Source organism: Streptomyces sp. NPDC059452 (assembly GCF_042750035.1).
Classification (GTDB): domain Bacteria; phylum Actinomycetota; class Actinomycetes; order Streptomycetales; family Streptomycetaceae; genus Streptomyces.
In genome coordinates, this window is record NZ_JBHYVE010000049.1 from 1 (window position 1) to 26,368 (window position 26,368).

Below are 26,368 nucleotides of genomic sequence, written 5' to 3' on the forward strand. Positions count from 1 at the left end.
GGCCCGCACCCCTGTTCGAGGGTGCGGGCCCGCGCCGTTCACGCGTGGCCCGGCTGCCTGGTTCAGGCGCCGAGGATCTCGCGCGCCAGCTTGGCGGTCTCGGTCGGCGTCTTGCCGACCTTCACGCCGGCGGCCTCAAGGGCCTCCTTCTTCGCCTGGGCGGTGCCGGAGGAGCCGGAGACGATGGCGCCCGCGTGGCCCATGGTCTTGCCCTCGGGGGCGGTGAAGCCCGCGACGTAACCGACGACCGGCTTCGTGACGTTCTTCGCGATGAAGTCGGCGGCACGCTCCTCGGCGTCGCCGCCGATCTCGCCGATCATCACGATGAGGTCGGTGTCGGGGTCGGCCTCGAACGCCGCGAGGGCGTCGATGTGCGTCGTACCGATGACCGGGTCGCCACCGATGCCGACGGCGGAGGAGAAGCCGATGTCACGGAGCTCGTACATCATCTGGTAGGTCAGCGTGCCGGACTTGGACACGAGACCGATGCGGCCGGGCTTGGTGATGTCGCCCGGGATGATGCCGGCGTTGGACTGGCCGGGGGTGATGAGACCCGGGCAGTTCGGGCCGATGATCCGGGTCTTGTTGCCCTTCTCGCTCGCGTACGCCCAGAAGGCGGCGGAGTCGTGAACGGCGATGCCCTCGGTGATGACGACCGCGAGCGGGATCTCGGCGTCGATCGCCTCGACGACGGCGGCCTTGGAGAACGCCGGCGGCACGAAGAGGACGGACACGTTCGCGCCGGTCTTCTCCATCGCCTCGGCGACGGAGCCGAAGACCGGGACCTCGGTGCCGTCGAAGTCGACGGACGTTCCGGCCTTGCGCGGGTTCACGCCACCGACGATGTTGGTGCCGTCGGCCAGCATGAGCTTGGTGTGCTTCATGCCCGTGGCGCCGGTCATCCCCTGGACGATGACCTTGCTGTCCTTGGTGAGGAAGATAGCCATGGTGTTGGAGTCCCTCGTCCTTACTTCGCAGCCGCGGCGAGCTCGGCGGCCTTGTCGGCCGCGCCGTCCATGGTGTCCACGCGCTGCACGAGCGGGTGGTTGGCGTCGGAGAGGATCTTGCGACCCAGCTCCGCGTTGTTGCCGTCGAGACGCACGACCAGCGGCTTCTCGACCTTCTCGCCCTTGGACTCGAGCAGCGCGAGCGCCTGCACGATGCCGTTGGCGACCTCGTCACAGGCGGTGATGCCACCGAAGACGTTGACGAAGACGGACTTGACGTCCGGGTCGCCGAGGATGATCTCCAGGCCGTTCGCCATGACCTCGGCGGAGGCGCCGCCACCGATGTCGAGGAAGTTGGCGGGCTTCACGTTGCCGTGGTTCTCACCGGCGTACGCGACGACGTCCAGGGTCGACATGACCAGACCGGCACCGTTACCGATGATGCCGACCTCGCCGTCGAGCTTGACGTAGTTGAGGTTCTTGGCCTTGGCAGCAGCCTCAAGCGGGTTGGCCGCGGCCTTGTCCTCAAGAGCCTCGTGGCCCGGCTGGCGGAAGTCGGCGTTCTCGTCGAGCGAGACCTTGCCGTCCAGGGCCAGGATGCGGCCGTCCTGGGTCTTCACCAGCGGGTTGACCTCGACGAGGAGCGCGTCCTCGGCGACGAAGGTGTCCCACAGCGTCACCAGGACCTCGGCGACCTTCTCGGCCACCTCGGCCGGGAACTTCGCCTGGGCCACGATCTCGCGGGCCTTGGCGATGTCCACGCCGGAGTTGGAGTCGACCGGGACCTTGGCGAGGGCCTCGGGGGTCTTCTCCGCGACCTCCTCGATGTCCATGCCGCCCTGCACCGAGGCCATGGCCAGGAAGGTGCGGTTGGTGCGGTCGAGGAGGTACGAGACGTAGTACTCCGCCTCGATCTCCGGGGACAGCTCGGCGATCATCACCTTGTGGACCGTGTGGCCCTTGATGTCCATGCCGAGAATGTCGGTCGCCCGGGCGACCGCCTCGTCGGCGTCGGCGGCCAGCTTGACGCCACCGGCCTTGCCGCGGCCGCCGACCTTCACCTGCGCCTTGACGACAGACTTGCCGCCCAGCTTCTCGGTCGCCTCGCGGGCCGCCTCAGGCGTGTCGATGACTTCACCGGCCAGCACCGGTACACCGTGCTTGGCGAAGAGGTCCCTCGCCTGGTACTCGAACAGGTCCACGCGCGTCCGTCCCTTTTAAGTGGTATCGCGGTTCGTTCTTCTGCGTGGGCGTGCCGCGAAGGGCAACGTGACTGCGCTGTCACTAGGAAGGCGTACACGGTGTCCGAGTACGCGGCATGTCCATCCGGCAGGTTATCCCCGCGCTCCGTGTGACCCTAAATCGCAGATCACACCTGAGCGGTGATAACAGTCACAGAGGGTGCCGGACGGCGTGTCTCATGGCGTGTCCCGTGGCGCGTCCCATGGCGTGTCCTGTGGCGTATTCGGGGCTGGGTCTTCCTGTCTCTACGGCTGGGTCTCCTTGTCCGGTATGGGCAGGGGCCGCTTCTCGATCGCGGCGGCCATGATGTCCGGGAAGAGGTCCGGCGTACAGGCGAACGCGGGGGCGCCCAGCGCGCCGAGTGCTGCCGCGTGCTCGTGGTCGTAGGCGGGCGCCCCCTCGTCGGAGAGGGCGAGCAGGGTGACGAACTGCACCCCGGACGCCTTCATCGCCGCGACCCGCTTCAGCATCTCGTCGCGGATGCCGCCCTCGTAGAGATCGCTGATGAGGACGACGACGGTGTCCGCGGGCCGGGTGATCTTCGACTGGCAGTAGGCGAGCGCCCGGTTGATGTCGGTGCCGCCGCCGAGCTGGGTGCCGAAGAGGACGTCGACCGGGTCGTCGAGCTGGTCGGTGAGGTCGACGACCGCCGTGTCGAAGACGACGAGCCGGGTGGCGAGGGTGCGCATGGAGGCGAGCACCGCGCCGAAGACCGAGGCGTAGACGACGGAGGCGGCCATCGAGCCGGACTGGTCGATGCAGAGGATGACGTCCTTCTTCACCGACTGTGACGCACGGCCGTAGCCGATGAGGCGCTCCGGCACGACCGTGCCCGTGTCCGGGGCGCCGTCCGTTCCGGGGATGGTCAGGTAGTTCTTCAGGTTGGCCCGGATCGTGCGGTCCCAGTCGATGTCCCGGTGGCGCGGCCGGCTGATCCGCGCGGAGCGGTCCAGGGCGCCGGTGAGGGTGGCCCGGGTGCGGCTCTCCAGCCGCTTCTCCAGATCGTCGACGACCTTGCGGACGACGGCCCGCGCGGTCTCCTTGGTCGTCTCGGGCATGGCCTTGTTGAGGGAGAGCAGGGTGCCGACGAGGTGGACGTCCGCCTCGACGGCCTCCAGCATCTCCGGCTCCAGGAGCAGCGCGGAGAGGCCGAGCCGGTCGATCGCGTCGCGCTGCATGACCTGGACGACGGAGCTGGGGAAGTACGTGCGGATGTCGCCGAGCCAGCGGGCGACGGAGGGGGCCGACGCGCCGAGGCCCGCCGAACGCCCGCCGCCCCGGCCGCCGGGCTTCTTCCCGCCGCCCCCTCCGTAGAGGGCGGTGAGCGCCCCGTCCATCGCGGCGTCCTGGCCGGTCAGGGTGCATCCGGTGCTCTCCGCGCTGTCCGCGCCGAGCACCATGCGCCAGCGCCGCAGCCGCTCGCCGTCGGCGGGACGCGCCCTCTCTGTCGGTGTCTCCACCGTCTCCCCCGTTCGGTCGTTGTCCTGAGTCGTGTCCGTGGTCATGCGGTCGCCTCCACCGGCTCGGGCGGGCCGCCGAGGAGCAGGTGCACCACCGGCTCCACGGCGTCGGCCCGGTCCGTGTCGAGGCCCGGTCCGAAGCCGGGGTACGGGTGGTCCGCCCCCTCGCTCCCGGCGCTCTCGGGGACGGGGCCGCGCCGGACCAGCTCGCCGAGGGTGCGGCGTACGCCCGGTTCGTAGGCGGAGAACGTACGGCGCAGGAGCGGCAGTACGTCGGTGAAGGTGTCGGCGGGTACGCCGGTGAGCCAGGCGTCGACCAGGGAGAGCAGCCGCTCGTCGTGGACCAGCAGCATGCCGCCGCCGGACGCCCCGCCGACGAACCCCTCGATCCAGGCCGCCGCGTCGGTGGGCGGGGTGCCGGGCGAGAGGGCCAGGCCCATCAGCCGGGCGGCCTCGTCCTCGGACAGCCGCCCCTCGTCGAGCAGCAGCCGGGCGGCCCGGCCCCGGATGATCCCGGCGACCGTGTCGCGCCCGGCCAGCTTGCGCAGGACGGCATCCCAGCGGTCCCGCAGCCCCTCGGCGGAGGCCGCTCCGGCGGTGAGCAGTCCGATCGCGGCGTGCACCCCGTCCACTTGTCGGCGGAGCGCCTCGGCCCCGTCCGCGTCGAGACCGGTGCAGGCCGGGGGCAGGCCGACGCAGATCCGCTCGGCCAGCCCGGCGGCGACCCCGGCGAGCGCGGCGGTGTCCGTGGAGCGCACGTCCCCATAGCGCAGGGAGCGGGCGAGGGCGGGGAGGGCGTCGGCGAGGTGGCCCACGTCGGCGTCGAGTGCGGCGCGGTCGGCGAGGGCCTTCATCACGACGGGCAGTGCCTCGGGCAGCCCGGCCAGGAGGCAGTGCTCGGCGAGCGCGGTGACCTCGGAGAGCGCGGTCGCCGCCTGGGCCTGGGACTCGGCCTTCGCGGTGGCGGCGGTCCCGACCGTGGTCCCCCACACCCCGGCCTCGGCGACCCGGACGTGCAGCTCGGGCTCCCAGCGCAGCCGCCAGCTCTCCCGGAACGTGCCGGTGCTCCCCCGGCCCTCGGCCGGTTCGCCCCAGCCGATGGAGAGGAGGCGCAGCCGGTGCAGGAGCCGGCTCTTGGCGGCGTCGGTCTCCTTGCGCAGGTCGAGGTCGAGCTCCTTCTCCAGCGCTTCCGGCTTGAGCCTCAGGGAGCGCTGGCTGCGGGTCAGGTCGCGTTGGAGCGGTACGGCGGGGGCGCTGTCCGGCACCTCGCCGAGGGTCTCGCCGACGACCAGGCGGTCCTGGATGAGGGCGAGCGGTACGTCGGAGCCCTCGCACATCACGGCCCGTACGGCATCGGTGGTCTCGGTCAGGCCCGCCAGCGGGCGGCCCCGCATCGCCGCGAGCGTCTCGGCGAGCCGGACGGCCTCGATGACATGGGCGGTGGAGACGAACCGGTCCTCCTCGCGCAGCAGTCCGGCGACCTTCGTCATCCACCGCTCGACCGGCCGGTCGGCGGCGGCGAAGAGGTGCCCGTACCAGCCGGGTGAGTCGATCCCGGCCCCGTAACCGCTGTGCCGGGCGAGCCTGCGGTGGGTCCACGGCACCCATGTCATCTCCGCCTTGACCTTCGGGAGCCCCTTCAGGAGGGCCCGGTCGGCGGCGAGGGTGGTGCGCGCGGCGAGCGCGGGGACGTGCCAGGCGCCGCAGACGACGGCGACGGCGTCCCCGAACTCCTTCCGCGCGCCGCGCACCTGGATGCGCATGTACGCCTCGCGCACGGCGTCCCGGGGGTGCCCGCCGTCCCCGTACGCCTCACGCAGGGCCGTCATGGCCTCGGCGAGCGCGGCGAAGGGGGCCAGGGGGTCGGCGGCGGCCCCGGTGGTGGTGCCGGTTGTCGTATCGGTGGCGGCCCCGGTGGTGGTGTCTGTGGCGGTCCCGGTGGTGCCGGTGCCGGTGCCGGTGCCGGTGCCGGTGCCGGTGCCGGTGCCGGGTGAACGATCGGCTTCCGGTGAGCGGTGCTCGACGACGTCCTCCCACCAGCGCTCGGGGTCGTCGTATCCGGCGGTCTCGGCGAGCACCCGGATCGGGTCGACGACGGGGGTGACCTCCTCGTCCTCGGGGGCGGGTGCGGCCTCCTCCCCGGGCTGTTCGCCGTGGGGCTCCTTCAGAGCGAGCGAGTGGGTGGCGGGGAGGTCGATGAAGCGCACCGGGACGCCGTGGGCGAGGGCCCAGCGGATCGCCACCCACTCCGGCGAGAACTCGGCCAGCGGCCAGAAGGCCGCCCGCCCCGGGTCGTCCACGGCATGGGCGAGCAGGGCGACGGGCGGGCGCATCTGCGGGTCGGCGGCGAGCGGCAGCAGCGCGTCACCCTCGGGCGGCCCCTCGATGAGGACGGCGGCGGGCCGGGCGGCGTCGAGCGCGGCGCGGACCGCACGCGCCGAACCGGGACCGTGGTGCCGCACCCCCAGCAACAGCGGCCCGGCGCCGGACGCGGTGGTCAGGGGGCCGGTGGAAGTGACCGGGCCGGTGGAGGGCAGGCCGCTCATACGGAGACCTCGCGGCAGGCGCGGTAGAAGTCCTTCCAGCCGTCCCGCTCGCGCACCACGGTCTCCAGATACTCCTGCCAGACCACCCGGTCGGCGGCCGGGTCACGGACGACCGCGCCGAGGATGCCCGCCGCGACATCGCCCGGGCGCAGGATGCCGTCGCCGAAGTGGGCCGCGAGGGCGAGGCCGTTGGTGACGACGGAGATCGCCTCGGCCGTGGAGAGCGTGCCCGAGGGCGACTTGAGCTTGGTGCGCCCGTCGGTGGTGACGCCGTCGCGCAGCTCCCGGAAGACCGTCACCACGCGCCGGATCTCGGAGAGCCCCTCCGGTGCGGCGGGCAGGTCCAGCGAGCGGCCGATCTGGTCGACGCGCCGGGAGACGATGTCGACCTCGGCGTCGGGGGTCGCGGGCAGCGGCAGCACGACCGTGTTGAACCGGCGGCGCAACGCGCTGGAGAGCTCGTTGACGCCCCGGTCGCGGTCGTTGGCCGTGGCGATGAGGTTGAAGCCGCGGACGGCCTGGACCTCCTGTCCCAGCTCGGGGACGGGCAGGGTCTTCTCCGACAGGATCGTGATGAGCGAGTCCTGCACATCGGCGGGGATGCGGGTCAGCTCCTCGACCCGGGCGGTCATGCCCTCCGACATGGCCCGCATCAGCGGGCTGGGCACCAGCGCGTCGCGGCTGGGGCCGTGGGCGAGCAGCTGGGCGTAGTTCCACCCGTAGCGGACGGCTTCCTCCGGGGTGCCCGCGGTGCCCTGCACGAGCAGGGTGGAGTCACCGCTGACAGCGGCGGCGAGGTGTTCGGACACCCATGTCTTGGCGGTCCCGGGGACGCCGAGCAGGAGCAGCGCGCGGTCGGTGGCCAGGGTGGTCACGGCCACTTCGATCAGGCGGCGCGGGCCCACGTACTTGGGCGTGATCACCGTACCGTCGGGCAGTGTTCCGCCCTGGAGATAGGTGGCGACGGCCCAGGGCGAGAGGCGCCAACGGGCGGGCCTGGGGCGGTCGTCGGCGGCGGCGAGCGCCTTCAGCTCGTCGGCGAACGCGTCCTCGGCGTGCGGGCGCAGGGCCTCGGCGCCGGACGCCTCGCCGACGGCGGCCGCGGTGGTCGCGGTGGTCGCGGCGACCGCGGTGGTTTCGGTGGTTTCGGTGGTTTCGGGCACGGTCATGGATCCCCCTCCAGATCGTCGACAGATCGTCGACCTGATGTGGTTCCACCGTGCACCATGCCACTGACAACGGGCCCTGATCGCAGGTCAGGGCCCGTGCGGCGACTCCGCGGGCGTCAGTCTCCGGGGGGCGGATCAGCCCACGATCGGCGAGATGGCGACGCAGCCGCCGGCCGAGAGCATGCTGTCGCCCTTCGCCTCCTTGATGACCTTGCCCTTGTACGTGATGGTGCAGGTGACATCGGCGCCGCCCTCGTCCAGCGCCATCGGCATGACGGCGGGCGGCATGATGCCGCGCAGCGTCACCGTCTTCTTCCACGGCAGGGTGGGCGATTCGACGGTCTCCAGCTCGGGCTCCATGGCGTCGCCGCCGCCCCCGTGGTACGTGATCTCGTCGACGCTCTCGCCGGTCACCTCGTACGTGACCTCGTACGTCTGGTCCACGTTCTTGTCGACCACCTCGGCGACCGACTCGGCCGAACAGCCGCCGAGCCCGAGCACGAGGCCGGTGACCGCAAGAGCACAGACGGCCTTGCGTACGGGACTGCTGGTGCGGGTGGTGCGCAGGGTGCGCTGCATCTGGTTTCCCCCTGGATTGTTCCGCTGGATCTCTTCCGTGTGCGGAGATCGCAGGGAAACGCAAAGGGACGGCAAAGTCAAATGGTTACGGAGACCGAACGCGCAGGTCGGGGTGGACTGTCAGTGGTGCCGCCTACCGTCGTTCCCATGCTGCTATCTCACGGGGGAGAACCCTTGCCCGCCACGGAAACGGTGGCGCGCTGGACGGTGGAGCAGGTGCTGGCCCTGGCTCCTGACGACGCATCACGCAAGGCGGGGAACAAGCTGGCCTCGGCCGGACACTGGGCGGGGACCGGCTTCGACGGATCGGGGGCGGTGTGGGGGCTGTGCAAGGGGAGCGGGAGCAAGCCGTACCAGACCGTGGTCGACATCACGGGGCCCGCGTACAAGTGCAGCTGCCCGAGCCGTAAGTTCCCCTGCAAGCACGCGCTGGGGCTGCTGCTGCTCCGGGCGTCCGGGGACGGGGCGCTCCAGCGGGGCGAGCCGGCCGACTGGGCCGCGCAGTGGCTGGAGACCCGCCGAGGGCGGGCGGAGGCCAAGCAGGCCAGGCAACAGGCCGTCGCGAGCGGGGAGCCCGCGCCCGGTCCGGCCGACGGTGCCGCGGCCAGGAAGCGGGCGGAGCGCCGGGCGGAGCGCGTCACCGGAGGGGCGCAGGAGCTGGAGCAGCGTCTGACCGACCTGCTGCGGGGCGGGCTCGCCACCGCCGACCGCACGGGGTACGCCCTCTGGGAGGAGACCGCCGCCCGCATGGTCGACGCCCAGGCGCCGGGGCTGGCGGGCCGGGTCCGGGAGCTGGGGTCCATCCCCGGTTCCGGGCCGGGCTGGCCGGTGCGGCTGCTGGAGGAGTGCAGCCTGCTCCACCTGCTGGACACGGCCTGGCTGGGCCGGGAGCGGCTGCCGGACCCGCTGGCCGCGACGGTGCGGACGAGGGTGGGGCTGCCCATGTCCGCCGAGGGCCCGCCGGTCCGGGACCACTGGCTGGTCCTCGCGCAGTACGACACCCCGGACGGCCGGCTCGTCACCCGGCGGATCTGGCTGTACGGGAGGGAGTCGGGCCGCACGGCCCTGCTGCTCTCCTTCGGCGCGGTGGGCCGCGCCCCGGAGCTCGCGCTGCCGGTGGGCGTGACGATCGACGCCGAGCTCACGCCGTATCCGGGCGGCGGCCTGCGAGCTGATGTGGGCCGGCAGTTCGCCGTGGCGACGCCGGAGGGGCGTGGCGTGGGGGTGCGTGGCTGGGAGGCGCGTGGCCCGGAAACGCCCGGGCTGGGGGCGCACGGTCCGAAGGCGCCCGCCCCGGTGCCGGGCACACCGCCGCCGGGAGGCTCCACGGCCGCCGCTCTCGACGCGTACGGGGCCGCGCTGCGGGGCGATCCATGGCTGGACGCCTGGCCGGTCACCCTGCGCGATGTCATACCCGTGCCGTCCGAGGGCGGCTGGCAACTGGCCGACGCGGAGGCCGAATCCGCACTGCCCCTCGCCCCGGCGGCGCTGTCCCGCCCGGGGCTGTGGAAGCTCGTCGCGCTCTCCGGCGGCGGCCCGGTCACGGTCTTCGGCGAGCTGGGCCACCGAGGCTTCGACCCGTTCGCGGCCTGGGACCCGGGGGCGGAGGGCCGGGCCGGGGCCGAGTCCGGTGACGCCTCGGACGGGATCGTGCGGCTCGTCTGACGCCCGGGGGCCCCACCCGCACCCGCCACTCGTCCACCGACCGCCACCGATCACCGCTCAACGCCTCTGAAAGGGACCCGATGCCTCGCGCCACCACCCATCCGACCGGGCCCGCAACGGGCTCCGCAGCGCCCGCGCACCCCCTGGCGGCCCTCCCCTGGGAGGAGCTGGTCACCTCGGCGCTGCTGGGCACCGACCGCCGCCCGCCTGCCCCACGCGGCGGCCCCGCACCGGCCGACGGCCCGGGGGCCCTGCTCGACGCCGCCGCCCTGCACACCCTGCGGCGGCGGGCCGGGCTGCGGCCCGCCGTGCCGGGGGCCAGGCCCGGGCCCGCGCCCCATGACCCGCGCCCGCCGCTCCCCGAGGCCGCCCGGCAGCGGCTCGCCCAACTGCTCGCCGACCGGGCCGCGCCGACCGCCTCCGGACGGCGCGGGGCCGCGCCCGACCTCACCGAGCTCATCCCGCAGTGGCTGGCCACCGCCAACCGGCAGGGGTTCCGGGCCCCGGCCGCCCTGTTGCCGCCGCTGCTCGACGCCGCACGGGCCCGCACCGATCTGCGCCCCCAGGCGCTCGCGTTCGCCGGGCCGCGCGGGCTGTGGCTGGCCGCGCTGAACCCCGAATGGAAGTTCGCCCTACGCGGTTCGGCGGGCGGCGTGCTCGTCCCCGACACCGGCGACCCGGAAGCGGTGCGCCGGCTGTGGGAGGAGGGGCTGTTCGCGGAGCGGATCGCGCTGCTCGACGCCGTACGGGTGCAGGATCCCGCCGCCGCGCTCGCCCTGCTCACCACCACCTGGTCCACCGAACGGGCCGAGGACCGGCTGATGTTCCTGGACTCCCTGCGTACGGGGCTCGGCGCCCGCGACGAGGAGTTCCTGGAGCAGGCGCTCTCCGACCGCAGCCGCAATGTCCGCGCCACGGCCGCCGAGCTGCTCTCCGCCCTGCCCTCGTCGGCCTTCGCGGGGCGGATGGCGGCCCGCGCGGCCTCCTGCGTCAACCCCGACCGTACGGGGGCCGGCGCCTCCATCGCCGTGGAGGCACCGCACGAGTGCGACGCCGGGATGCAGCGCGACGGGGTGGTGCCCGTTCCGCCGACGGGCCGGGGCGAGCGGTCCTGGTGGCTCGGGCAGCTGGTGGAGGCCACCCCGCTCGGGGTCTGGCAGGAGCGGTTCGGCGGGCGCCCGGCGGCGGAGATCGTGGCGCTGCCGGTCGCCGACGACTGGGCGGGCGAGCTGCACGCCGCCTGGTGCCGGGCGGCGGTGCGCCAACGCGACCCGCAGTGGGCGCGGGCGCTGCTCGGGGTGGCGTCGGCGCCCCCGGCCGGTGCCCCCGGACCCGCGTCCATCGCCGAGCGGTCGAAGCTCCTGGCGGTGCTGCCCGAGGCCGAACGCGCCGACTGGGTGGCCGCGTTCATAGCCGCGCACGGGCTGTCCGAGGCGTTCCAGCTGCTCGGGGTCTGCACGGTGCCCTGGACCGGCCCGCTGGGGCGGGCGGTGGTCGACGCGCTCGACATCGCGCGGGACGGCGGCAGCTACCCGTGGAGCTTCAGCGGGGTGATGGGGCTGGCCGAGCGCTGCCTGGACCCGGCCGAGGCCGACCGGCTGGAGGTCCTCACGGCCGCCCCGGACGAGCGGGAGGGGGCGTCACCGGGGGCGGGCGGGTACTGGTCGGAGGCGTTCCAGCGCCTGGTCTCCACCCTGCGCCTGCGCGCCGCGATGGAGGCGGAGCTGACCTGACCCCTGCCTCCTGTCCCCTCCCCCTCCGTCTCGCCGGGCAGGCATGTGCGGCCCGCGCGTCAGGCCTGGGCGGCCTGACGGACGTTGGCGTTCACCCAGGAGACGATCTCGGTCGTCGTCGCGCCCGGTGTGAAGAGCTCCGCCACGCCCAGCTCCTTCAGCGGGGCGATGTCGTCCTCCGGGATGATCCCGCCGCCGAAGACCTTGATGTCCTCCGCCTCCCGCTCCTTGAGGAGCTCGATCACCTTCGCGAACAGCGTGTTGTGCGCCCCGGAGAGGATCGAGAGGCCGATCGCGTCGGCGTCCTCCTGGATCGCCGTGTCGACGATCTGCTCGGGTGTCTGGTGGAGCCCCGTATAGATGACTTCCATACCGGCGTCCCGCAGCGCCCGCGCGATCACCTTGGCCCCGCGGTCATGGCCGTCGAGTCCCGGCTTGGCCACCACCACACGGATCGGACCGGTCACACCCATCACTGCCTCCACATGGTCTCCCGCGCCTGAAGGGCCGGGGATGTGAACGAACGTTATCCACAGCATCCCGCAAGCCACAGTTTCGCGGCAGGCGGGGAGGGGGAAATCACACGTGGGACATGTTCGCCAGGCGTCGTCCCCCGTATGACGCGGCCGTCCGGCCGCGCGGGACACCCGCCTGGGGAGCCGCTACGAGGTCGCCGTACCACCGCGCCGCCAGCCGCACGGCACGGTGGTACGGCCCGTCGCCGCCTCCCCGTGCGCCAGTGGCAGGAGGTCGGCGTGAAGGCCCTCCCTTTCCTCTCCCTACTGCCCCGCCTCCCGGGCCTGCCGGGCCCCCGGCTCTCGACCGCGCTGCTCGGCGCCACCCTGCTGGAGCTCGTCGTCCTCACCGGCCATCTGGTCGCCTACCCCTTCGGCCTCACCCAGGAGCGCCCCACCCCGGGCCCGCAGCCGGACCTCCGGCCGGAGGCGGCCCCCAGCCCCCTGCCCGGCCCCCCGGCCGCCGACCGGCCCGTGGTCCTGCTGCACGGGTTCATCGACAACCGCTCCGTCTTCGTCCTGCTGCGCCGCTCCCTGGCCCGGCACGGCCGCCGCCACCTGGCCTCCCTCAACTACTCGCCGCTCACCCGCGACCTGCGCACCGCCGCCGAGCTGCTCGGCCGGCACGTGGAGGAGATCTGCGCCCGCACCGGACAGCGCGAGGTCGACATCGTGGGGCACAGCCTCGGCGGCCTGATCGCCCGCTACTACGTGCAACGGCTGGGCGGCGACCACCGGGTGCGCACCCTCGTCACGCTCGGCACGCCGCACGGCGGCACCGCCGTCGCCCCCGGAGCCGGTATTCACCCCATCGTGCGGCAGATGCGCGGCGGCTCCACGCTGATCGAGGAGCTGCGCCGCCCCGCCCCCGGCTGCCGGACCCGGTTCGTCAGCTTCTGGAGTGAGCTGGACCAGGTGATGGTCCCGGTGGAGACGGCCTGCGTCGACCATCCCGACCTCGACGCGGTGAACGTACGCGTCACCGGGATCGGCCATCTCGCACTGCCGGTGCACCCGACGGTCGCCGCCGCGGTCCGTGAGGCCCTGGAGTCACAGGAAGCACGGGAAGCACAGGAGACGCAGGAGGCGCAGAAAGCGCGGGAGGCCACAGCGCCCTCAAGCGGAACGGCTTCCGTGGCCTGAAATAGAACAGCTATCGAACGTAGAGCCAAGCCTCTGCCTGCCGTCCACCGAAAGACGGCCGATTGCCCGTTTCCTGAGGACGCAAAACCTGCCGAAGATTGTCGTCCTCACATACTGCCGGGTACAGTCGCGGCCACTGCTTCCCCCTGGGATCCCCCTCACCGGGAGCCAGAACAGTCCTGCTGCCGAGGCGAGAGAGACGTTGGTGAACGACCAGCACCCCCACGCCGGGCCCGTCGGGTACGACACCCGATCCACCGGCAGCTTCGACACCGACCCGCTCTTCGGTTCCCTCCCCGGCGGTCCTGATACCCGCGACACCACGGAGTACGCGGCCTCGGGATACGACGGCTCCTACGGCGACCAGAGCAGCCACAACGCGCACAGCACGCACAGCGGCCAGTACGACTCCTCTGCCTGGGACACGGGCGCGCAGCAGACCGTCACGTACGACGCGTACACCGCCCGGACGCAGCCCGCCGACGCCCACCAGCAGGGCGCCCAGCAGTGGGACACCGGGGCGACGCCCACCTGGCAGCAGACCCCCGACCAGGACCTGACCGGCCAGTGGGCGACCACCGACACGGGCGCGTTCCCCACGGCCGCCGCCGGGTTCACCGCCGCCGCGTACGGCTCCGCCCCGTACGAGACGGGCACGTACGACACCGGGGCCTACGACACGGGCGCGTACGCCACCCCCACGTACGGGACGGGCACCGCCTACGTGACCGACGGCTCCTACGGGACGGACGGCCACGAGACCGGTACGTACAGCACCACCGGCTCGTACGACAGCGGCTCGTACGAAACCGGTACGTACGACACGAGCGCCTACGACACCGGCGCGTACGGGACGGTCGGCGCCGACGGGACCGGTACGTACGCCTCCACCGCCTTCACGACCGGCGTGTACGACACCGGCACGTACGGGACGGGGACGTACGACACCGGCGCCTACGACGCGACCGCCTGGAACTCCGGCGCCACGCCCGGGGACGCCGCGTACGAGCCCGAACAGACGTCGCATCAGCTGTACGAACAGCAGACGCCCGATGCGGACGGCCCCGGGACGGCCGAGCGGACCGGAGCGGACCGTACGGCCGAGGAGCCGGAGGCCGTGTCCACCACCGCCGAGTTCGCCGTCCTCGACGCCGTCCACGAGACGGCCCACGACTCCGTTCACGGAACAGCACACGAAGCAGGGCACGAAGCAGCCGACGGAACGTCCCGCGGGACAGCCCGCGAAGCCGTCCACGAACCGGACGCCGCCCCTTCCCCCGACGACGGCGACACGCCCGCCGAAGCTCCGCTCTCCGTCGACCGCACGGTGATCCACACCCCCGCCCCGCGCAGCCGGGCCCGCCGCCGCAGCCCCGCCAAGCGGTCCGCCCTCCTGACCGTCGCGGTCCCCTCCGCCTGCGTGATGAGCGTCGCGGGCATCGCGGCCGCCTCCGTCAGCGGGATCGGCGGCGAGGAGAAGCCGGAGGAGACCACCTCCCTGGCCGTCGCCGACCCGAGCACGGTCAAGGCCGTGGCCGCCGCCAACAAGAGGCTCGACAGCCAGCTGGAGCAGCTCTCCGAGGGCAGCGACGACTTCCGCCAGCGCGCGAGCCGCACCCAGGAGCGCATCGACCTGAAGGAGCGGCAGGCGGCGGAGAAGAAGAAGCGCGAGGAGGAGGCGATCCGCCGCGAGGCGCTGCGCCCCAAGTTCGTCCTGCCGGTCCGGCAGCACGGGCTCAGCGCCTACTACGGCCAGGCGGGCGTCAACTGGATGTCCGTGCACACCGGCATCGACTTCCCCGTGGGGTACGGCTCTCCGGTGATGGCCGCGACCGACGGCACGGTGCGCACCCAGTACAACCGGGCCTACGGCAACATGGCGATCGTGACCATGGCCGACGGCACGGAGACCTGGTACTGCCACCTGAGCAGCACCAAGATCCGCTCGGGCCCGGTGAAGGCCGGTGACGTCATCGCGTACGCGGGCAGCTCCGGCAACTCCACCGGCCCGCACCTGCACTTCGAGGTCCGGCCCGGCGGCGGCGCGTCGATCGACCCGCTGGCATGGCTGCGCAGCCACGGCGTCGACCCGACCTGAGCCGTACGAACACACACAGACGCACACACGAAGGGGGCGGGACGGCTTCAACAGCCGCCCCGCCCCCTTCCCGTGACTCGCCCTACAGCTTCTCGACCGGCGCGTACCGCAGGAGCAGCTTCTTCGGGCGCTCGTCGCCGAAGTCCACCGTCGCCTTGGCCTGGTCGCCGACGCCCTCGACGGCCGTCACCGTGCCCAGCCCGAACTGGTCGTGCGTGACCCGGTCCCCGACCACCAGCGTGACCGTGGGCTTCTCCGCGCCTGCGCGCCGGGTCGCGAAGCCGGAGGGGCCGGAGCGGGCGCGCGAGGAGGAGAGCGAGGACGTGATGCCCGAGGTGGGTCCGGCCGGGGCGGCCATCGGGCCCTTGCGCTTCCACTCCAGGTGCGCCTCCGGGATCTCCTCCAGGAACCGCGAGGGCGGGTTGTACGAGGGCTGGCCCCAGGCGCTGCGCATGGCGGCCCGGGTCAGATAGAGGCGTTCACGGGCGCGGGTGATGCCGACGTACGCGAGGCGCCGCTCCTCCTCCAGCTCCTTGGTCTGGCCGAGGGCCCGCATGTGCGGGAAGACGCCGTCCTCCAGACCGGTGAGGAAGACGACCGGGAACTCCAGCCCCTTCGCCGTGTGCAGGGTCATCAGCGTGATGACGCCGGAGCCGTCCTCGTCCTCGTCGGGGATCTGGTCCGAGTCGGCGACCAGCGCGACCTTCTCCAGGAACTCCGCGAGCGTGCCCGCGCCCTCCTCCTCGCCGCGCTCCTGCTCGAATTCGAGGGCGACGGCGGCGAGCTCCTGAAGGTTCTCGATACGGGTCTCGTCCTGCGGGTCCGTGGACGCCTGGAGCTCGGCGAGATAGCCCGTACGCTCCAGCACCGCTTCCAGCACGACGGCGGGGCCTGCACCGGACTCGACGATCGTGCGGAGCTCCTCCATCAGCGTGTTGAAGCGCTTGACGGCGTTGGAGGAGCGGGCCGCCATGCCGTACGCCTCGTCGACGCGGCGCAGCGCCTGCGGGAAGGAGATCTTCTCGCGCATCGACAGGGCGTCGATCATGGCCTCGGCCCGGTCGCCGATACCGCGCTTGGGCACATTGAGGATGCGGCGCAGCGGGACGGTGTCCTCGGGGTTGGCGAGGACCCGGAGGTAGGCCAGGACGTCCCGGACCTCCTTGCGCTCGTAGAAGCGCACACCGCCGACGACCTTGTAGGGCAGGCCGACGCGGATGAAGATCTCTTCGAAGACGCGGGACTGGGCGTTGGTCCGGTAGAAGACGGCGACATCGCCCGCCTTGGCGTCGCCCTTGTCGGTGAGCCGGTCGATCTCGTCGGCGACGAACTGGGCCTCGTCGTGCTCGGTGTCGGCCACATAGCCGGTGATGCGGGCGCCGCTGCCGGCGTTGGTCCACAGGTTCTTGGGGCGGCGGCTCTCGTTGCGCTCGATGACCGCGTTGGCGGCGGAGAGGATCGTCTGCGTGGAGCGGTAGTTCTGCTCCAGGAGGATCGTCTTCGCGTCCGGGTAGTCCTCCTCGAACTGGAGGATGTTGCGGATGGTCGCGCCCCGGAAGGCGTAGATGGACTGGTCCGCGTCACCGACGACACACAGCTCGGCGGGGGCGTCGGCGGCCTCTCCGGAGGGACCGACCAGCTCCCGTACCAGCGTGTACTGGGCGTGGTTGGTGTCCTGGTACTCGTCGACCAGGACATGGCGGAAGCGGCGGCGGTAGTGCTCGGCGACATCCGGGAAGGCCTGGAGGAGGTGGACCGTCGTCATGATGATGTCGTCGAAGTCCAGCGCGTTGGCCTCGCGCAGACGGGCCTGGTAGAGCGCGTACGCCTGGGCCAGGGTCTTCTCGAAGCCGTCGGCCGCCTGTCCGGCGAAGGTCTCCTCGTCGATGAGCTCGTTCTTGAGGTTGGAGACCTTGGCGGTGAAGGACTTCGGCGGATAGCGCTTGGGGTCCAGGTCGAGATCGCGGCAGACCAGGGCCATCAGGCGCTTGGAGTCGGCGGCGTCGTAGATCGAGAACGACGAGGTGAAGCCGAGCTTCTTCGACTCGCGGCGCAGGATGCGGACGCACGCGCTGTGGAAGGTCATGACCCACATGGCGTTGGCGCGCGGGCCCACCAGCTGCTCCACGCGCTCCTTCATCTCGCCCGCGGCCTTGTTGGTGAAGGTGATCGCGAGGATCTGCCCCGGGTGCACCCCGCGCTCGGCCAGCAGGTGGGCGATGCGGTGGGTCAGCACCCGGGTCTTGCCGGAGCCTGCCCCGGCGACGATGAGCAGCGGGGACCCGGCGTGCACGACGGCGGCGCGCTGCTCGGTGTTCAGCCCGTCGAGCAGCGCGGCGGAGTCGATGACCGGGCGCGGGTGGCCGTCCCGGTAATACCCGTCCCGGGGCGGCGGGGGCGCGTCGAAGACGCCCTCGAAGAGACCCTCCGGCACCGCTTCGGGTGCGTGGTCCTCGGGGGGCGGCGGCGGGCCGTCCTCCGCGGACTGGAGGCCGGTCAGGAAACTGTCGTCAAAGAGGCTGCTCATCGCCATCCGAGTCTAGGGGGCGGGACTGACAACGTTCGGCCGAAGTCCGGAAGGCGATGTCCACACCCGTACGCACGGAGAGCGGACGTCCACGTTCCGTGAAGAAGGGCCCGGTCGGAGGGGGTGCCGGGGGGCCCGATCCGAAAAGGTCACGAAAATGTATCGGGCATATCGCTCATCCTCCTTCCCAGCGGCGGGGCCGGTTGGCTAGCGTGCTCGATCAGGTGATCCGTAGCTCCCTGGGGCGAACCGCGCCTCACGGTCACCTCTGCCGAATCCGCGCTGCCCTCCCGGCAGTTCGGAACCGGGGACCCACACGCGTAAACCGGGGTGAATCGGTCCGTACCCTCCCATCCGGACCGTAGGACAGCCTTCCGTTCCGTCCGAACCCGACAGCTAACCCGGTAGGCGGTCCACGGAAGGAGATGCCGGTCTTGGCATCGCATCGCAAGCCACGCACGAAGGTGCGCACCACCACCCCCGCCGTCGGGTTCACGACGGCCGCGCTGGCCTCGGTGACGCTGCTCTCCACGCAGAGCGCGACCGCCGCCCCCGCGGAGCCGAAGCCCGCCGTGGAGGACGTACAGAAGAAGGTCGACGAGCTCTACCGGCAGGCGGGCAGCGCCACCCAGCGGTACAACCGGGCGAAGGCCGCCTCCACGGCCCAGCGCACCAAGGTCGACACGCTGCTCTCCGACGTGGCGAAGCGGACCGAGAAGATCAACGAGGCGCGCCGGGCGCTGGGGTCCTACGCGGCCGCGCAGTACCGCACCGGCGGCATCGCGCCCACCGCGACCTTCTTCCTGGCGGACGACCCCCAGTCGTACTTCGACCAGAACCAGGTGATGAGCCGGGCGACGGAACGGCAGCAGAAGGCGGTCGACGACTTCCGTACGCAGCAGGCGGCGGCGTCGAAGAAGCGTGCGGAGGCCGTGCGGAGCCTGGAGGCGCTCACCGAGACGCAGGCCACGCTCCGCTCCAGCAAGCGGAGCGTGCAGACCAAGCTCACCGAGGCCCGGACCCTGCTCTCGAAGCTGACCGCCGAGGAGAAGGCGCGGCTGGCGGAGCTGGAGCGCAAGAAGGAGGCCGAGGCCAGGAAGAAGGCGGAGAAGCTGGCCCTCCGGCAGGCAGCCGAGAAGAAGGAGCGCGAGGAGGCGGAGAAGAAGGCCCGCGAGGAGGCCGCGAAGGAGTCCGGCGGGGACAACGACTCCGGTTCCGGTTCCGGCAGCGGTACGGGGACGAGCCCGGGTGCCGGTACGGGAACGGGTACGGGTGCCGGGGCGGGCAGCGGCTACGCGGCCAAGGCCGAGCAGGTGCTGGCCTTCGCCCGCGCCCAGATCGGCAAGCCGTACGTGTGGGGGGCCTCGGGCCCGTCCTCGTACGACTGCTCGGGGCTGACCCAGGCGGCGTGGCGGGAGGCGGGGGTGACACTGCCCCGGACCACCTGGGACCAGGTGAAGGTGGGCACCCGGGTCGCGACCTCGGACCTTCAGCCCGGGGACCTGGTCTTCTTCTACGACGACATCAGCCACGTCGGCATCTACAAGGGCGACGGGATGATGATCCACGCCCCGAAGCCGGGGACGAACGTGCGCGAGGAGTCGATCTACTCCATGCCGATCTACGGGAGCGTGCGCCCGGCGTAGGGCAGTGCGGGGTGGTGTAGGGACTCAATAGATCTGTCGGATTCTCAACGTTCTGTCGTCAACTTGTCGTTTCCGACACGCTGTTGAGAATTGCTCTGCCGAGTGATTGTAGGGCCCTGGAGCATCTCCAGGGCCCGTTCACGCATGGTACGCCGCAGCCGTTGGGCATCCTCGCCCGAGATCACGATCAGTGGTCACTTGATTGCGTACAGCGGGGGTGGCGGTGGCAGATCATTTGTCTCGTGCGGTGATTCCGGGTGCCGACGTGGTCCAGGTGCGGTACCGGCAGGCGGACGGAGAGTTCACGGAGACGACGTTGGACCGGCTCATGGCCACGGAGGTAGTAGCCGGACTGCCAGTGCGAGATTTCCGCTGGTACAAGGGGCGTCGGCACTACTCCGGCTGGTATCACTCAGTGACGGGCGATCGGCTGGTGGCCTATGAGAGCCGCCTGGAGCTCGCGAGGATCTTGCTGGCGGACTTCGCCCGAGACGTGGTGGGGATTGCTGCTCAGCCCTTCCTGGTGACCGGGGATGACGGCGTCCGCCGACGCCGCCATGTCCCTGATCTTCTCCTGGTACACGCCGATGGGCTGGTGACCGTGGTGGATGTCAAGGCTCCGCAGCGCATCAAGGACCCGGATGTCGTCACCCAGTTCGCGTGGATGAAAGGGCTCTGTTCGTTGCGAGGCTGGGTTTTCGAGGCCTGGACGGGCACCAAGCCGGTCGTCATGGAGAACGTCCGGTTCCTGGCCGGCTATCGGCGGCGGCAGGTCGTCGAGTCGCGGCTGTTCCCCGAAGTGCTGGAGGCCGCACGGGTGCAGGGCACCATCGGCGGCATCGAGAAGGCTCTGTCCCGTCGGCACCTCGCGGATGCGGTCCGCCCGGCTCTGCTTCATCTGGTGTGGACGGGTGCTCTGTCAGCTGACCTTTCGGATCCCCTGAGTTCGCAGACTTCGGTTCGCCTCGCTGGTGAGGGAGGCAACGGCTGATGGGTGGACACGCGGTCACCGTATTTCCCGGCTCGCAGCTGGCATTCTGCGGCGAGGTTGTCGAGGTCGTGGAGTTCAGCCATCGGGGCGTGACCATCCGCAACGTGCGAACCGGCGAATTCTCCACGGTTTCGGTGGGCCGCCTGGCTGCGGATGCCCAGATGCGGAACGAGGGTCTGCCCGGACCGGGCGACAGCGCCGGCCTGCTGCTGGCTTCGTTGTCCCGGCAGCAGCGAGACGCGCTCAGTGAGCGGGCCGGGCACATTCGTGAGGTTTTGACCGGCTACCGGGCGGGTTTCGCGGAAGGTGCTCTGCCGGGTGAGCCCCGGGAGGAGTTCACGGGCGACAGGTCGTTGCCGCAGAGGGTCGCGTCCAAGGCGACCGAGCTGCGGGTCGCGGTTCGGAGCGTGGAGCGCTGGACTGCCGCCTATCAGGGCGGCGGCGAGGCCGCGCTGGTGGATTCCCGGTTGCTCAAAAGGAGAGGGTCACGGGTCGATCCGCGTTGGGACGAAGCGGTCCGTGCGGTCCTGGCCGAGTACGTCACCGCATCGACACCAACCCGTTCCGCGGTGCTCAAGCGGGTCGAGGCCTGGCTGGAGGAGGTGCACGGGAGCCAGACGGTGCCGTTGCCGTCCCAGGCGACGGCTTACCGGCGGCTGGCGGTGCTGAGCAAGGGCACGAACGCGGTGTCGGGCAGCGCGAAGGCGAGGCGGTCGATCGCGGAGCGTCCGCAGGGCACCTACGGGCGGCTGCGGGCGACGCGGCCGGGTGAGTATGTCGTCCTGGACACCCAGGATCTCGATGTCTTCGCGATGGAGCCGGTGACCTGCCGGTGGGTGCGGGCTCAACTGACCGTGGCCCAGGACCTGTTCAGCCGTTGCATCGTTGGGTTGAGGGTGACGGCGGTGTCCACGAAGGCGGTGGATGTCGCCGGGGTGCTGTTCGAGGCGGTCGCGCCACCCGGTAACGACACGAGTACGGCGCTTGGCCCCTACCACGGGGTGCCTGAACAGGTGGTGCTCACCGAGGAGGAGCCGGTGCCGGGCCGAGGGCTGTGTCCGCCGGAGACGCTGGTCATCGACCATGGGAAGGCCTTTCTCTCCGCTCACGTGATCAGTGTGTGCGCCCGGCTGGGCATCTCGATCCAGCCCGCCCAGCCGAAGAAGCCCACCGACAAGCCGACCGTGGAAAGGTTCTTCCGGACCCTCCGCGAGGGGCTGATCCAGCATCTTCCCGCTTACAAGGGCCCGGACCTGCACAGTCGCGGGGAGAAGGTGGAGGATCAGGCGTTCTTCTACATCCACGAGCTGGAGGATGTGATCCGCGACTGGGTGGCCTCGACGTATCACCGCTCGCAGCACGACGGGCTGGTCATTCCGCAGTGGCCCGGGGTGGAACTGTCTCCGCTGGAGATGCTGGAGGCCGGGCTGGCGCGGGCGGGTCGGCTGCGGCTGCTGCCGTCCGCGGGCCTGGTCTTCGACTTCCTCCAGCTCAAGGCCCGTACGATCCAGCACTACGGCGTCGAGGTGGACGGGATGCGTTACAATGGCCCGGCGCTCGACGGCTATCGGGGAGAACCGAGCCCGTTCGGGGGACTGCTGGCGGGCCGGTGGCCGCTTCGGGTCAACCCCGATGACGTGCGGTTCGTCTACTTCCAGGATCCGGCTGACGACTCTTGGCATGCGCTGGAATGGGAACACGCGGCAGCTCTGCACACGCCGTTCTCGGCCGAGGCCGCAGCCCATGCCCGGCGCCTGTCGATGCGCCGGGGCAGGCACGTCGACTCCGCCGAGGCCCTGGATGCACTGCTGGCCCGCTGGGGTCAGGGCATGGTCACCGACCGGCGCGAACGCCGGATGGCTCTGCGGCTGTCCACCGAACGTGCCGCCTTGCCGCTGCCCCGGGTGCCCGAGGAGGAGGTGCTGGCCCCGGCCCGGTTGCATCTGGTGGCCGAACCGGTCATCGAGGGGGACGGTGACGACGACGAGGAGATCTTCGATGCCCCCGACGGGGACGACTTCTACGCGGACGCCTTCGAGGTGCTGGAGTGAGTACGCCCGGACTGTTCAGCCTGTCCCGCAAGGAAGGTTGGAACAGGTACGTCACCATGCCCGCCCGGCAGCGGCCCGACTCCCTCACCCGCACTCAGCTGGCCGCGCTGAGCACCCCGGCCCGCGAGGAGTACGACGACCAGCGCCACGACTGGCACGCGAACTCCGGGATCATCCAGACCCCGCAACTCGCCTCCATCCACGAGGAACTGGACCAGATCGTGGCCAGCAACCGGCAGGACGGCGACCGTATCCGTTCGGCTGCGGTCATCGACGCCCTGCCCGGACTGGGCAAGACCACCATCGCCAACCAGTACGGCCGCTCCTATGACCGGCAGCAGCGCCGCCGCCTCGGGCCGGTCACCGCCGATGGCAACGAGCGGGTTTCGGTCTTCCGGGTCGGCCTGACCTCGAACACCACCCTGCGCACGCTGAATCAGATGATCTGCGAGTTCTACGGGCACCCCGCTACCAGCCGGGCTACCGCACAGGCCCTGGCAAGTCACGCGCTGGACTGCGTGCTGAGCTGCGAGAGCCGTCTGGGGATCATCGACGACATCCATTTCATCGACCTCGACCGCAAGGACGGACTCGCGGTCAGCAATCACCTGAAGTGGCTGGCCAACGAGCTCCCGGTGACCTTCGTCTATGTCGGTGTCGGCCTGGCCGAACGCCGCTTCTTCGCCGACGGTCTGAGCGGGAAGAACACGGTCCTCGCGCAGACCGCCCGCCGCTGGACCCGGCTCGGCGTCGACCCGTTCCACCTCACCACCGACCAGGGGCGCCGGCACTGGCGGAGTCTGGTCAAGGCCTCCGAGCGCCAACTCGTGCTGGCCGAACACCGGCCCGGCGCCCTCCCCGGCCTTGCCGACTACCTTTTCGAACGCACCAGCGGGCACATCGGGTCGTACTTCACGCTGCTGACGCGCGGCTGCTACCGGGCGATCCGCACCGGGGCCGAAGCACTCGATCGCGGCCTGCTCGACCAGGTGCGTCTCGATGAGGCATCGGAACAGGCCCGCCAGCAACTGGCTGCCGCACTCACCCACGGCACGCTGTCCTCCGAGGCCGGGGCCGCCTCATGAGCACGAGCTCTCGCCGGGTCCTGCCGCTGCGAGTTCCCCTCGCCCCTGAGGAAGGGATCGACAGCTGGCTGGAGGCACTCGCCCGCCGCAACGGTGTCTCTCTGCGCAAACTGTTGTCACACCTCGACCTGCCCGAAAAGTCACTGACCCGCACCCTCCTGACCAGCATCACGCCGCCAATGCTCCGTGAGCTGGAACGCCGATGCCAGCTGCCCACCCACCACCTGGACCAGGCCGTCCCCCACCCGGCACTGCCCACCCACACCCGGCAGGCCCGCGGCTCCCGCTACTGCCCGCACTGCCTGGCCGAACGCGATGGCCGTTTCAAGCTCTCCTGGTGGCTCCCCTCCGCGTTCGCCTGCACCTCCCACCGCACCCTGCTCCTTGACACCTGTCCGGGCTGCGGCCGACTGCCACACCGGACACTTCCGGGCCGCACCCGGTTCCACCCGGCCGGGGTCTGCACCGCCTACCACCGGGACGGCCACCCCTGCGGAACAGACCTCCGCACCGCACCAACAATCCAACTTCCCTGTGACAGCACCCTGTTGGATGCGCAGCGATGGACCGATCAGCTCCTTGCCGAGAACGCCGTCGACAGCATCGCGGACCTGCACCATCTCTCCCGATGGCTCCTGCACGCCCTGCCCGACGAAGAGGTACGCCCGCTCGGGGCCCTGGCCGCAGCGGCATGGGCCGACCGTCCCAGCAAGGCCCCGCCCGACCGTCTCGCACCGTTGAACCCGATCCTCACAGCGATCGCCGCCCACCACTCCCGCCCCCTGCTGGGACCCTGTGATGACACAGCGGTCCGCCGCATCCGGCAACTGCGCACCACCCAGGGCTCCCTGGCCGGCCTCTATCCCGCCAGCATGGCCCTCTTGTCCTGGCGGGGCCTGTCACCACGACTGCGCGGCAGGTTCATCCACGCGGCCGACAGCGGCCTCACCCACCTTGACCGGATCCGGCTGTGCTCCAGCAGTCCAGCAGCCCGCGTCCCCGCACCGGACGAGACACCTCACGCCTCCCGACGGCAGCATGTCCCTCAACTGCTCTGGCCCGGCTGGACGCTGCGCTTCCTGCCGCCCATCGGGCTACGGGTCGACCTGTTCCGCGCTACCGCCGCCGCCCTACTCTTCCTGCCCGGATCTGGCAGCCGGGACAAGAAGGCCCTGCTCGAACCACTGCACACCCACGCACCCAACTACATCGCCCACACCCTGCAAACGATCAGCCAGAGCGGATACGACCAGGTCTTTCCCGCGATCTGCCGCCTCGCTGATCACCTCGACGAGCACGGCAGCGAGATCGACTACCAACGGCGGCGAGAGCTTGTTCCCGCCGACACCATCAGCGAGACCGCCTGGCGGGAACTGTGCTTCCGCACCAACACACACCCAGGTGAAACCAGCACACCAACCGCTCCGGGCCGCCTCCTGCATGCCCGGCGGCATCTGTTCCAGCTGCTGACCGGTGCCGACCTCGCCGACCCCCGGCACACGCTGGCCTGGAAGGACCCAGGCGACCGCAACCGCACCACCGCTTTCGATCTGTCGCTGTCCCTGGAACAGAGAACCGCCCTCCACCACCACGCCCAGGAATTGCTCGTCAAGCTCGGTATCGACGAACCCGTGACCTGGCAACCGCCCGAGGAATGCTGCTACGGGTTGAACCTTCCCGGCCCCCGGCTTAACGACATCGACCTCGACGCCCTGCGACGCCTCATGATCACCGAAAGGCGCACCCCCTCCGAAACCGCCCGCCAGCTCGAAACGAGCGTCACCCATGTGCGCCTCGCCCTCGAACGCATCGGCCAAGAACCGCGCCACGGAAACACCCGGAGCCCTACCTCAGCACGGAAAGTACGCGAGCACGCCCGAAGCGTGCTGACTCCTGCCTACTTCCAGCGCGAGTACACCGAGGGCGGCAAGACACTCACCCGCATCGCCGAAGACACCGGCATCTCCCGGCACGTGGTCGCCGAGCAGGCGAAAGCCATCGGCCTCCCCCTCTACTTCTCACGCCGCCCACTGCCCATCGACGAAGCATGGCTGCGCGAGCAATACCTCGATCGCAAACGCTCCACCGGCAACATCGCCTCAGAAATCGGCACCGAGGACGAAACCGTCCGCCGTCGGCTCCAGCACCTCGGCATTTCCCTGCGGCCGCCAGGCGTCCACAGCCGCACCGTCATGACAGCAAAACTCGACACCACCATCCCGCGCAACATCCGCACAGCCGTCGAGGGCACCCTGCATGGCTGGCTCCGGCTGCACCGCTTCCACATCGCCATGGCTTTCCCGAACCTGGAATCCGCAGCCGCCCACATCGGCATCTACCAGAGCACTCTCGTCACCCAGTTCCAGTGCCTGGAACACGACCTGGGACAAAAGCTGTTCCACCGCTCAGCCTTCGGCCGACCCCACCGCCCCACCAACAGCGGCAAAGCTCTGCTGCGATCACTGCACACCGACACCGTTCAGGCCCTGATGCACACGGAACTCCAGCCTTCGCAGATCATCGCCATGCCGGATGCGGACACCCTCGCCCAAGCCGCATCCCGCCTCACCACCCGCCGCGACCCCGGCCCGCTCAAGCCCTTCAACGACATCTCCGTCGCGCGGATCCGAATCACCGCCCCGACCCTCACACTGCTGCGAGACCTGCTCGACCACCAGGACGAAGAGTTCTACGGCGCCCAGATCCACGCGCGGACCGGACTCGACCACGGCACCGTCTATCCCCAGCTGAAGCGGCTGGAGCAAGCAGGCTGGCTCACCAGCCGTCCCGAAAGCCAGGGATCCTGGCACGGTCGGGCCCCTGTTGGCTGCGGCCCCGGTCGCCGCCGCACCTACTTCGCCCTCACCCCCGAAGGACTCCGCGCCGCAACCCTCGAAGTCCACCACCCCACCCCGCGCCGCAAGAAGCGGACACGTTAATGAGAAAGATCATGGACAAGTCGATGAGAATC

The 26,368-nt window shown here is 71.1% G+C and carries 17 protein-coding genes and 1 riboswitch; of the genes, 9 read left to right on the forward strand and 8 right to left on the reverse strand.

Annotated features, from left to right (window positions below; genetic code table 11):
- Positions 1 to 62: 62 nt before the first annotated feature.
- From sucD to ACFW9Z_RS35000, 6 genes are all read right to left on the reverse strand, one after another.
- Positions 63 to 947 carry a succinate--CoA ligase subunit alpha gene (gene sucD, locus ACFW9Z_RS34975; RefSeq protein ID WP_384647509.1) on the reverse strand — a complete coding sequence of 295 codons (885 nt, stop codon included), beginning with the start codon at positions 945 to 947 and terminating at the stop codon, positions 63 to 65.
- Positions 948 to 967: 20 nt separating this feature from the next.
- Entirely contained in the window at positions 968 to 2,149 is a 1,182-nt protein-coding gene (sucC, locus tag ACFW9Z_RS34980) for an ADP-forming succinate--CoA ligase subunit beta (protein WP_384647512.1), read from the reverse strand.
- A gap of 285 nt (positions 2,150 to 2,434) precedes the next feature.
- Positions 2,435 to 3,694: a VWA domain-containing protein gene (locus ACFW9Z_RS34985; protein WP_384647514.1), complete on the reverse strand. Its 1,260-nt coding sequence runs from the start codon at positions 3,692 to 3,694 to the stop codon at positions 2,435 to 2,437.
- Entirely contained in the window at positions 3,691 to 6,195 is a 2,505-nt protein-coding gene (locus tag ACFW9Z_RS34990; RefSeq protein WP_384647516.1) for a DUF5682 family protein, read from the reverse strand. The genes ACFW9Z_RS34985 and ACFW9Z_RS34990 overlap by 4 nt, the downstream gene beginning before the upstream one ends.
- Positions 6,192 to 7,364, reverse strand: a complete 1,173-nt coding sequence (locus ACFW9Z_RS34995) for an AAA family ATPase (protein WP_384647518.1) — start codon at positions 7,362 to 7,364, stop codon at positions 6,192 to 6,194. Before ACFW9Z_RS34995 ends, ACFW9Z_RS34990 begins: the two co-directional genes overlap by 4 nt.
- Before the next feature lie 135 nt (positions 7,365 to 7,499).
- A complete protein-coding gene (locus ACFW9Z_RS35000; RefSeq protein ID WP_384647520.1) occupies positions 7,500 to 7,943 on the reverse strand; it encodes an MmpS family transport accessory protein in 444 nt (147 codons plus the stop codon).
- Positions 7,944 to 8,090: 147 nt separating this feature from the next.
- On the opposite strand from ACFW9Z_RS35000, the gene ACFW9Z_RS35005 reads away from it, so the two are divergent.
- Complete coding sequence (locus ACFW9Z_RS35005) at positions 8,091 to 9,608, forward strand: SWIM zinc finger family protein (protein ID WP_384647522.1); 1,518 nt, start codon at positions 8,091 to 8,093, stop codon at positions 9,606 to 9,608.
- An 80-nt stretch (positions 9,609 to 9,688) separates the two neighbouring features.
- Positions 9,689 to 11,341 (forward strand): DUF5691 domain-containing protein, encoded by a 1,653-nt coding sequence (locus ACFW9Z_RS35010; RefSeq protein WP_384647525.1) that lies wholly within the window; start codon positions 9,689 to 9,691, stop codon positions 11,339 to 11,341.
- A 59-nt stretch (positions 11,342 to 11,400) separates the two neighbouring features.
- Here ACFW9Z_RS35010 and ACFW9Z_RS35015 read toward each other — a convergent pair whose 3' ends face one another.
- Positions 11,401 to 11,814 carry a cobalamin B12-binding domain-containing protein gene (locus ACFW9Z_RS35015; RefSeq protein ID WP_384647528.1) on the reverse strand — a complete coding sequence of 138 codons (414 nt, stop codon included), beginning with the start codon at positions 11,812 to 11,814 and terminating at the stop codon, positions 11,401 to 11,403.
- 282 nt (positions 11,815 to 12,096) lie between these two features.
- Between ACFW9Z_RS35015 and ACFW9Z_RS35020 the strand changes: the two genes are divergently transcribed.
- Both ACFW9Z_RS35020 and ACFW9Z_RS35025 read left to right on the forward strand, forming a co-directional pair.
- A complete protein-coding gene (locus ACFW9Z_RS35020; RefSeq protein ID WP_384647530.1) occupies positions 12,097 to 12,999 on the forward strand; it encodes a lipase family alpha/beta hydrolase in 903 nt (300 codons plus the stop codon).
- Between the two features lie 205 nt (positions 13,000 to 13,204).
- Positions 13,205 to 15,097, forward strand: coding sequence for a peptidoglycan DD-metalloendopeptidase family protein (locus tag ACFW9Z_RS35025; RefSeq protein ID WP_384647532.1), 1,893 nt, complete (start codon positions 13,205 to 13,207; stop codon positions 15,095 to 15,097).
- An 82-nt stretch (positions 15,098 to 15,179) separates the two neighbouring features.
- Here ACFW9Z_RS35025 and pcrA read toward each other — a convergent pair whose 3' ends face one another.
- A complete protein-coding gene (gene pcrA, locus ACFW9Z_RS35030; RefSeq protein WP_384647534.1) occupies positions 15,180 to 17,624 on the reverse strand; it encodes a DNA helicase PcrA in 2,445 nt (814 codons plus the stop codon).
- A gap of 259 nt (positions 17,625 to 17,883) precedes the next feature.
- Positions 17,884 to 18,051: riboswitch (cyclic di-AMP (ydaO/yuaA leader) on the forward strand.
- On the opposite strand from pcrA, the gene ACFW9Z_RS35035 reads away from it, so the two are divergent.
- The 5 genes from ACFW9Z_RS35035 to ACFW9Z_RS35055 all read left to right on the forward strand — a co-directional run bounded on the left by ACFW9Z_RS35035 (position 18,050) and on the right by ACFW9Z_RS35055 (position 26,336).
- Positions 18,050 to 19,270 (forward strand): NlpC/P60 family protein, encoded by a 1,221-nt coding sequence (locus tag ACFW9Z_RS35035; RefSeq protein ID WP_384647537.1) that lies wholly within the window; start codon positions 18,050 to 18,052, stop codon positions 19,268 to 19,270. (Overlaps the previous riboswitch by 2 nt.)
- A gap of 223 nt (positions 19,271 to 19,493) precedes the next feature.
- A complete protein-coding gene (locus ACFW9Z_RS35040) occupies positions 19,494 to 20,261 on the forward strand; it encodes a TnsA-like heteromeric transposase endonuclease subunit (protein WP_384647539.1) in 768 nt (255 codons plus the stop codon).
- Complete coding sequence (locus tag ACFW9Z_RS35045; RefSeq protein WP_384647541.1) at positions 20,261 to 22,312, forward strand: Mu transposase C-terminal domain-containing protein; 2,052 nt, start codon at positions 20,261 to 20,263, stop codon at positions 22,310 to 22,312. The genes ACFW9Z_RS35040 and ACFW9Z_RS35045 overlap by 1 nt, the downstream gene beginning before the upstream one ends.
- Entirely contained in the window at positions 22,309 to 23,397 is a 1,089-nt protein-coding gene (locus tag ACFW9Z_RS35050; RefSeq protein WP_384647543.1) for an AAA family ATPase, read from the forward strand. Before ACFW9Z_RS35045 ends, ACFW9Z_RS35050 begins: the two co-directional genes overlap by 4 nt.
- Positions 23,394 to 26,336, forward strand: coding sequence for a TniQ family protein (locus ACFW9Z_RS35055; protein WP_384647545.1), 2,943 nt, complete (start codon positions 23,394 to 23,396; stop codon positions 26,334 to 26,336). The genes ACFW9Z_RS35050 and ACFW9Z_RS35055 overlap by 4 nt, the downstream gene beginning before the upstream one ends.
- Positions 26,337 to 26,368: the final 32 nt, after the last annotated feature.

What these genes read in the sequence shown, in the direction of transcription:
- ACFW9Z_RS35035 (WP_384647537.1), top strand. Translation starts at nt 18,050, where the DNA reads ATGCCGGTCTTGGCATCGCATCGCAAGCCACGCACGAAGGTGCGCACC.
- ACFW9Z_RS35045 (WP_384647541.1), top strand. Translation starts at nt 20,261, where the DNA reads ATGGGTGGACACGCGGTCACCGTATTTCCCGGCTCGCAGCTGGCATTC.
- ACFW9Z_RS35005 (WP_384647522.1), top strand. Translation starts at nt 8,091, where the DNA reads ATGCTGCTATCTCACGGGGGAGAACCCTTGCCCGCCACGGAAACGGTG.
- sucD (WP_384647509.1), bottom strand. Translation starts at nt 947, where the DNA reads ATGGCTATCTTCCTCACCAAGGACAGCAAGGTCATCGTCCAGGGGATG.
- ACFW9Z_RS34995 (WP_384647518.1), bottom strand. Translation starts at nt 7,364, where the DNA reads ATGACCGTGCCCGAAACCACCGAAACCACCGAAACCACCGCGGTCGCC.
- ACFW9Z_RS34990 (WP_384647516.1), bottom strand. Translation starts at nt 6,195, where the DNA reads ATGAGCGGCCTGCCCTCCACCGGCCCGGTCACTTCCACCGGCCCCCTG.
- ACFW9Z_RS35010 (WP_384647525.1), top strand. Translation starts at nt 9,689, where the DNA reads ATGCCTCGCGCCACCACCCATCCGACCGGGCCCGCAACGGGCTCCGCA.
- ACFW9Z_RS35000 (WP_384647520.1), bottom strand. Translation starts at nt 7,943, where the DNA reads ATGCAGCGCACCCTGCGCACCACCCGCACCAGCAGTCCCGTACGCAAG.
- pcrA (WP_384647534.1), bottom strand. Translation starts at nt 17,624, where the DNA reads ATGAGCAGCCTCTTTGACGACAGTTTCCTGACCGGCCTCCAGTCCGCG.
- ACFW9Z_RS35055 (WP_384647545.1), top strand. Translation starts at nt 23,394, where the DNA reads ATGAGCACGAGCTCTCGCCGGGTCCTGCCGCTGCGAGTTCCCCTCGCC.
- ACFW9Z_RS34985 (WP_384647514.1), bottom strand. Translation starts at nt 3,694, where the DNA reads ATGACCACGGACACGACTCAGGACAACGACCGAACGGGGGAGACGGTG.
- ACFW9Z_RS35015 (WP_384647528.1), bottom strand. Translation starts at nt 11,814, where the DNA reads ATGGGTGTGACCGGTCCGATCCGTGTGGTGGTGGCCAAGCCGGGACTC.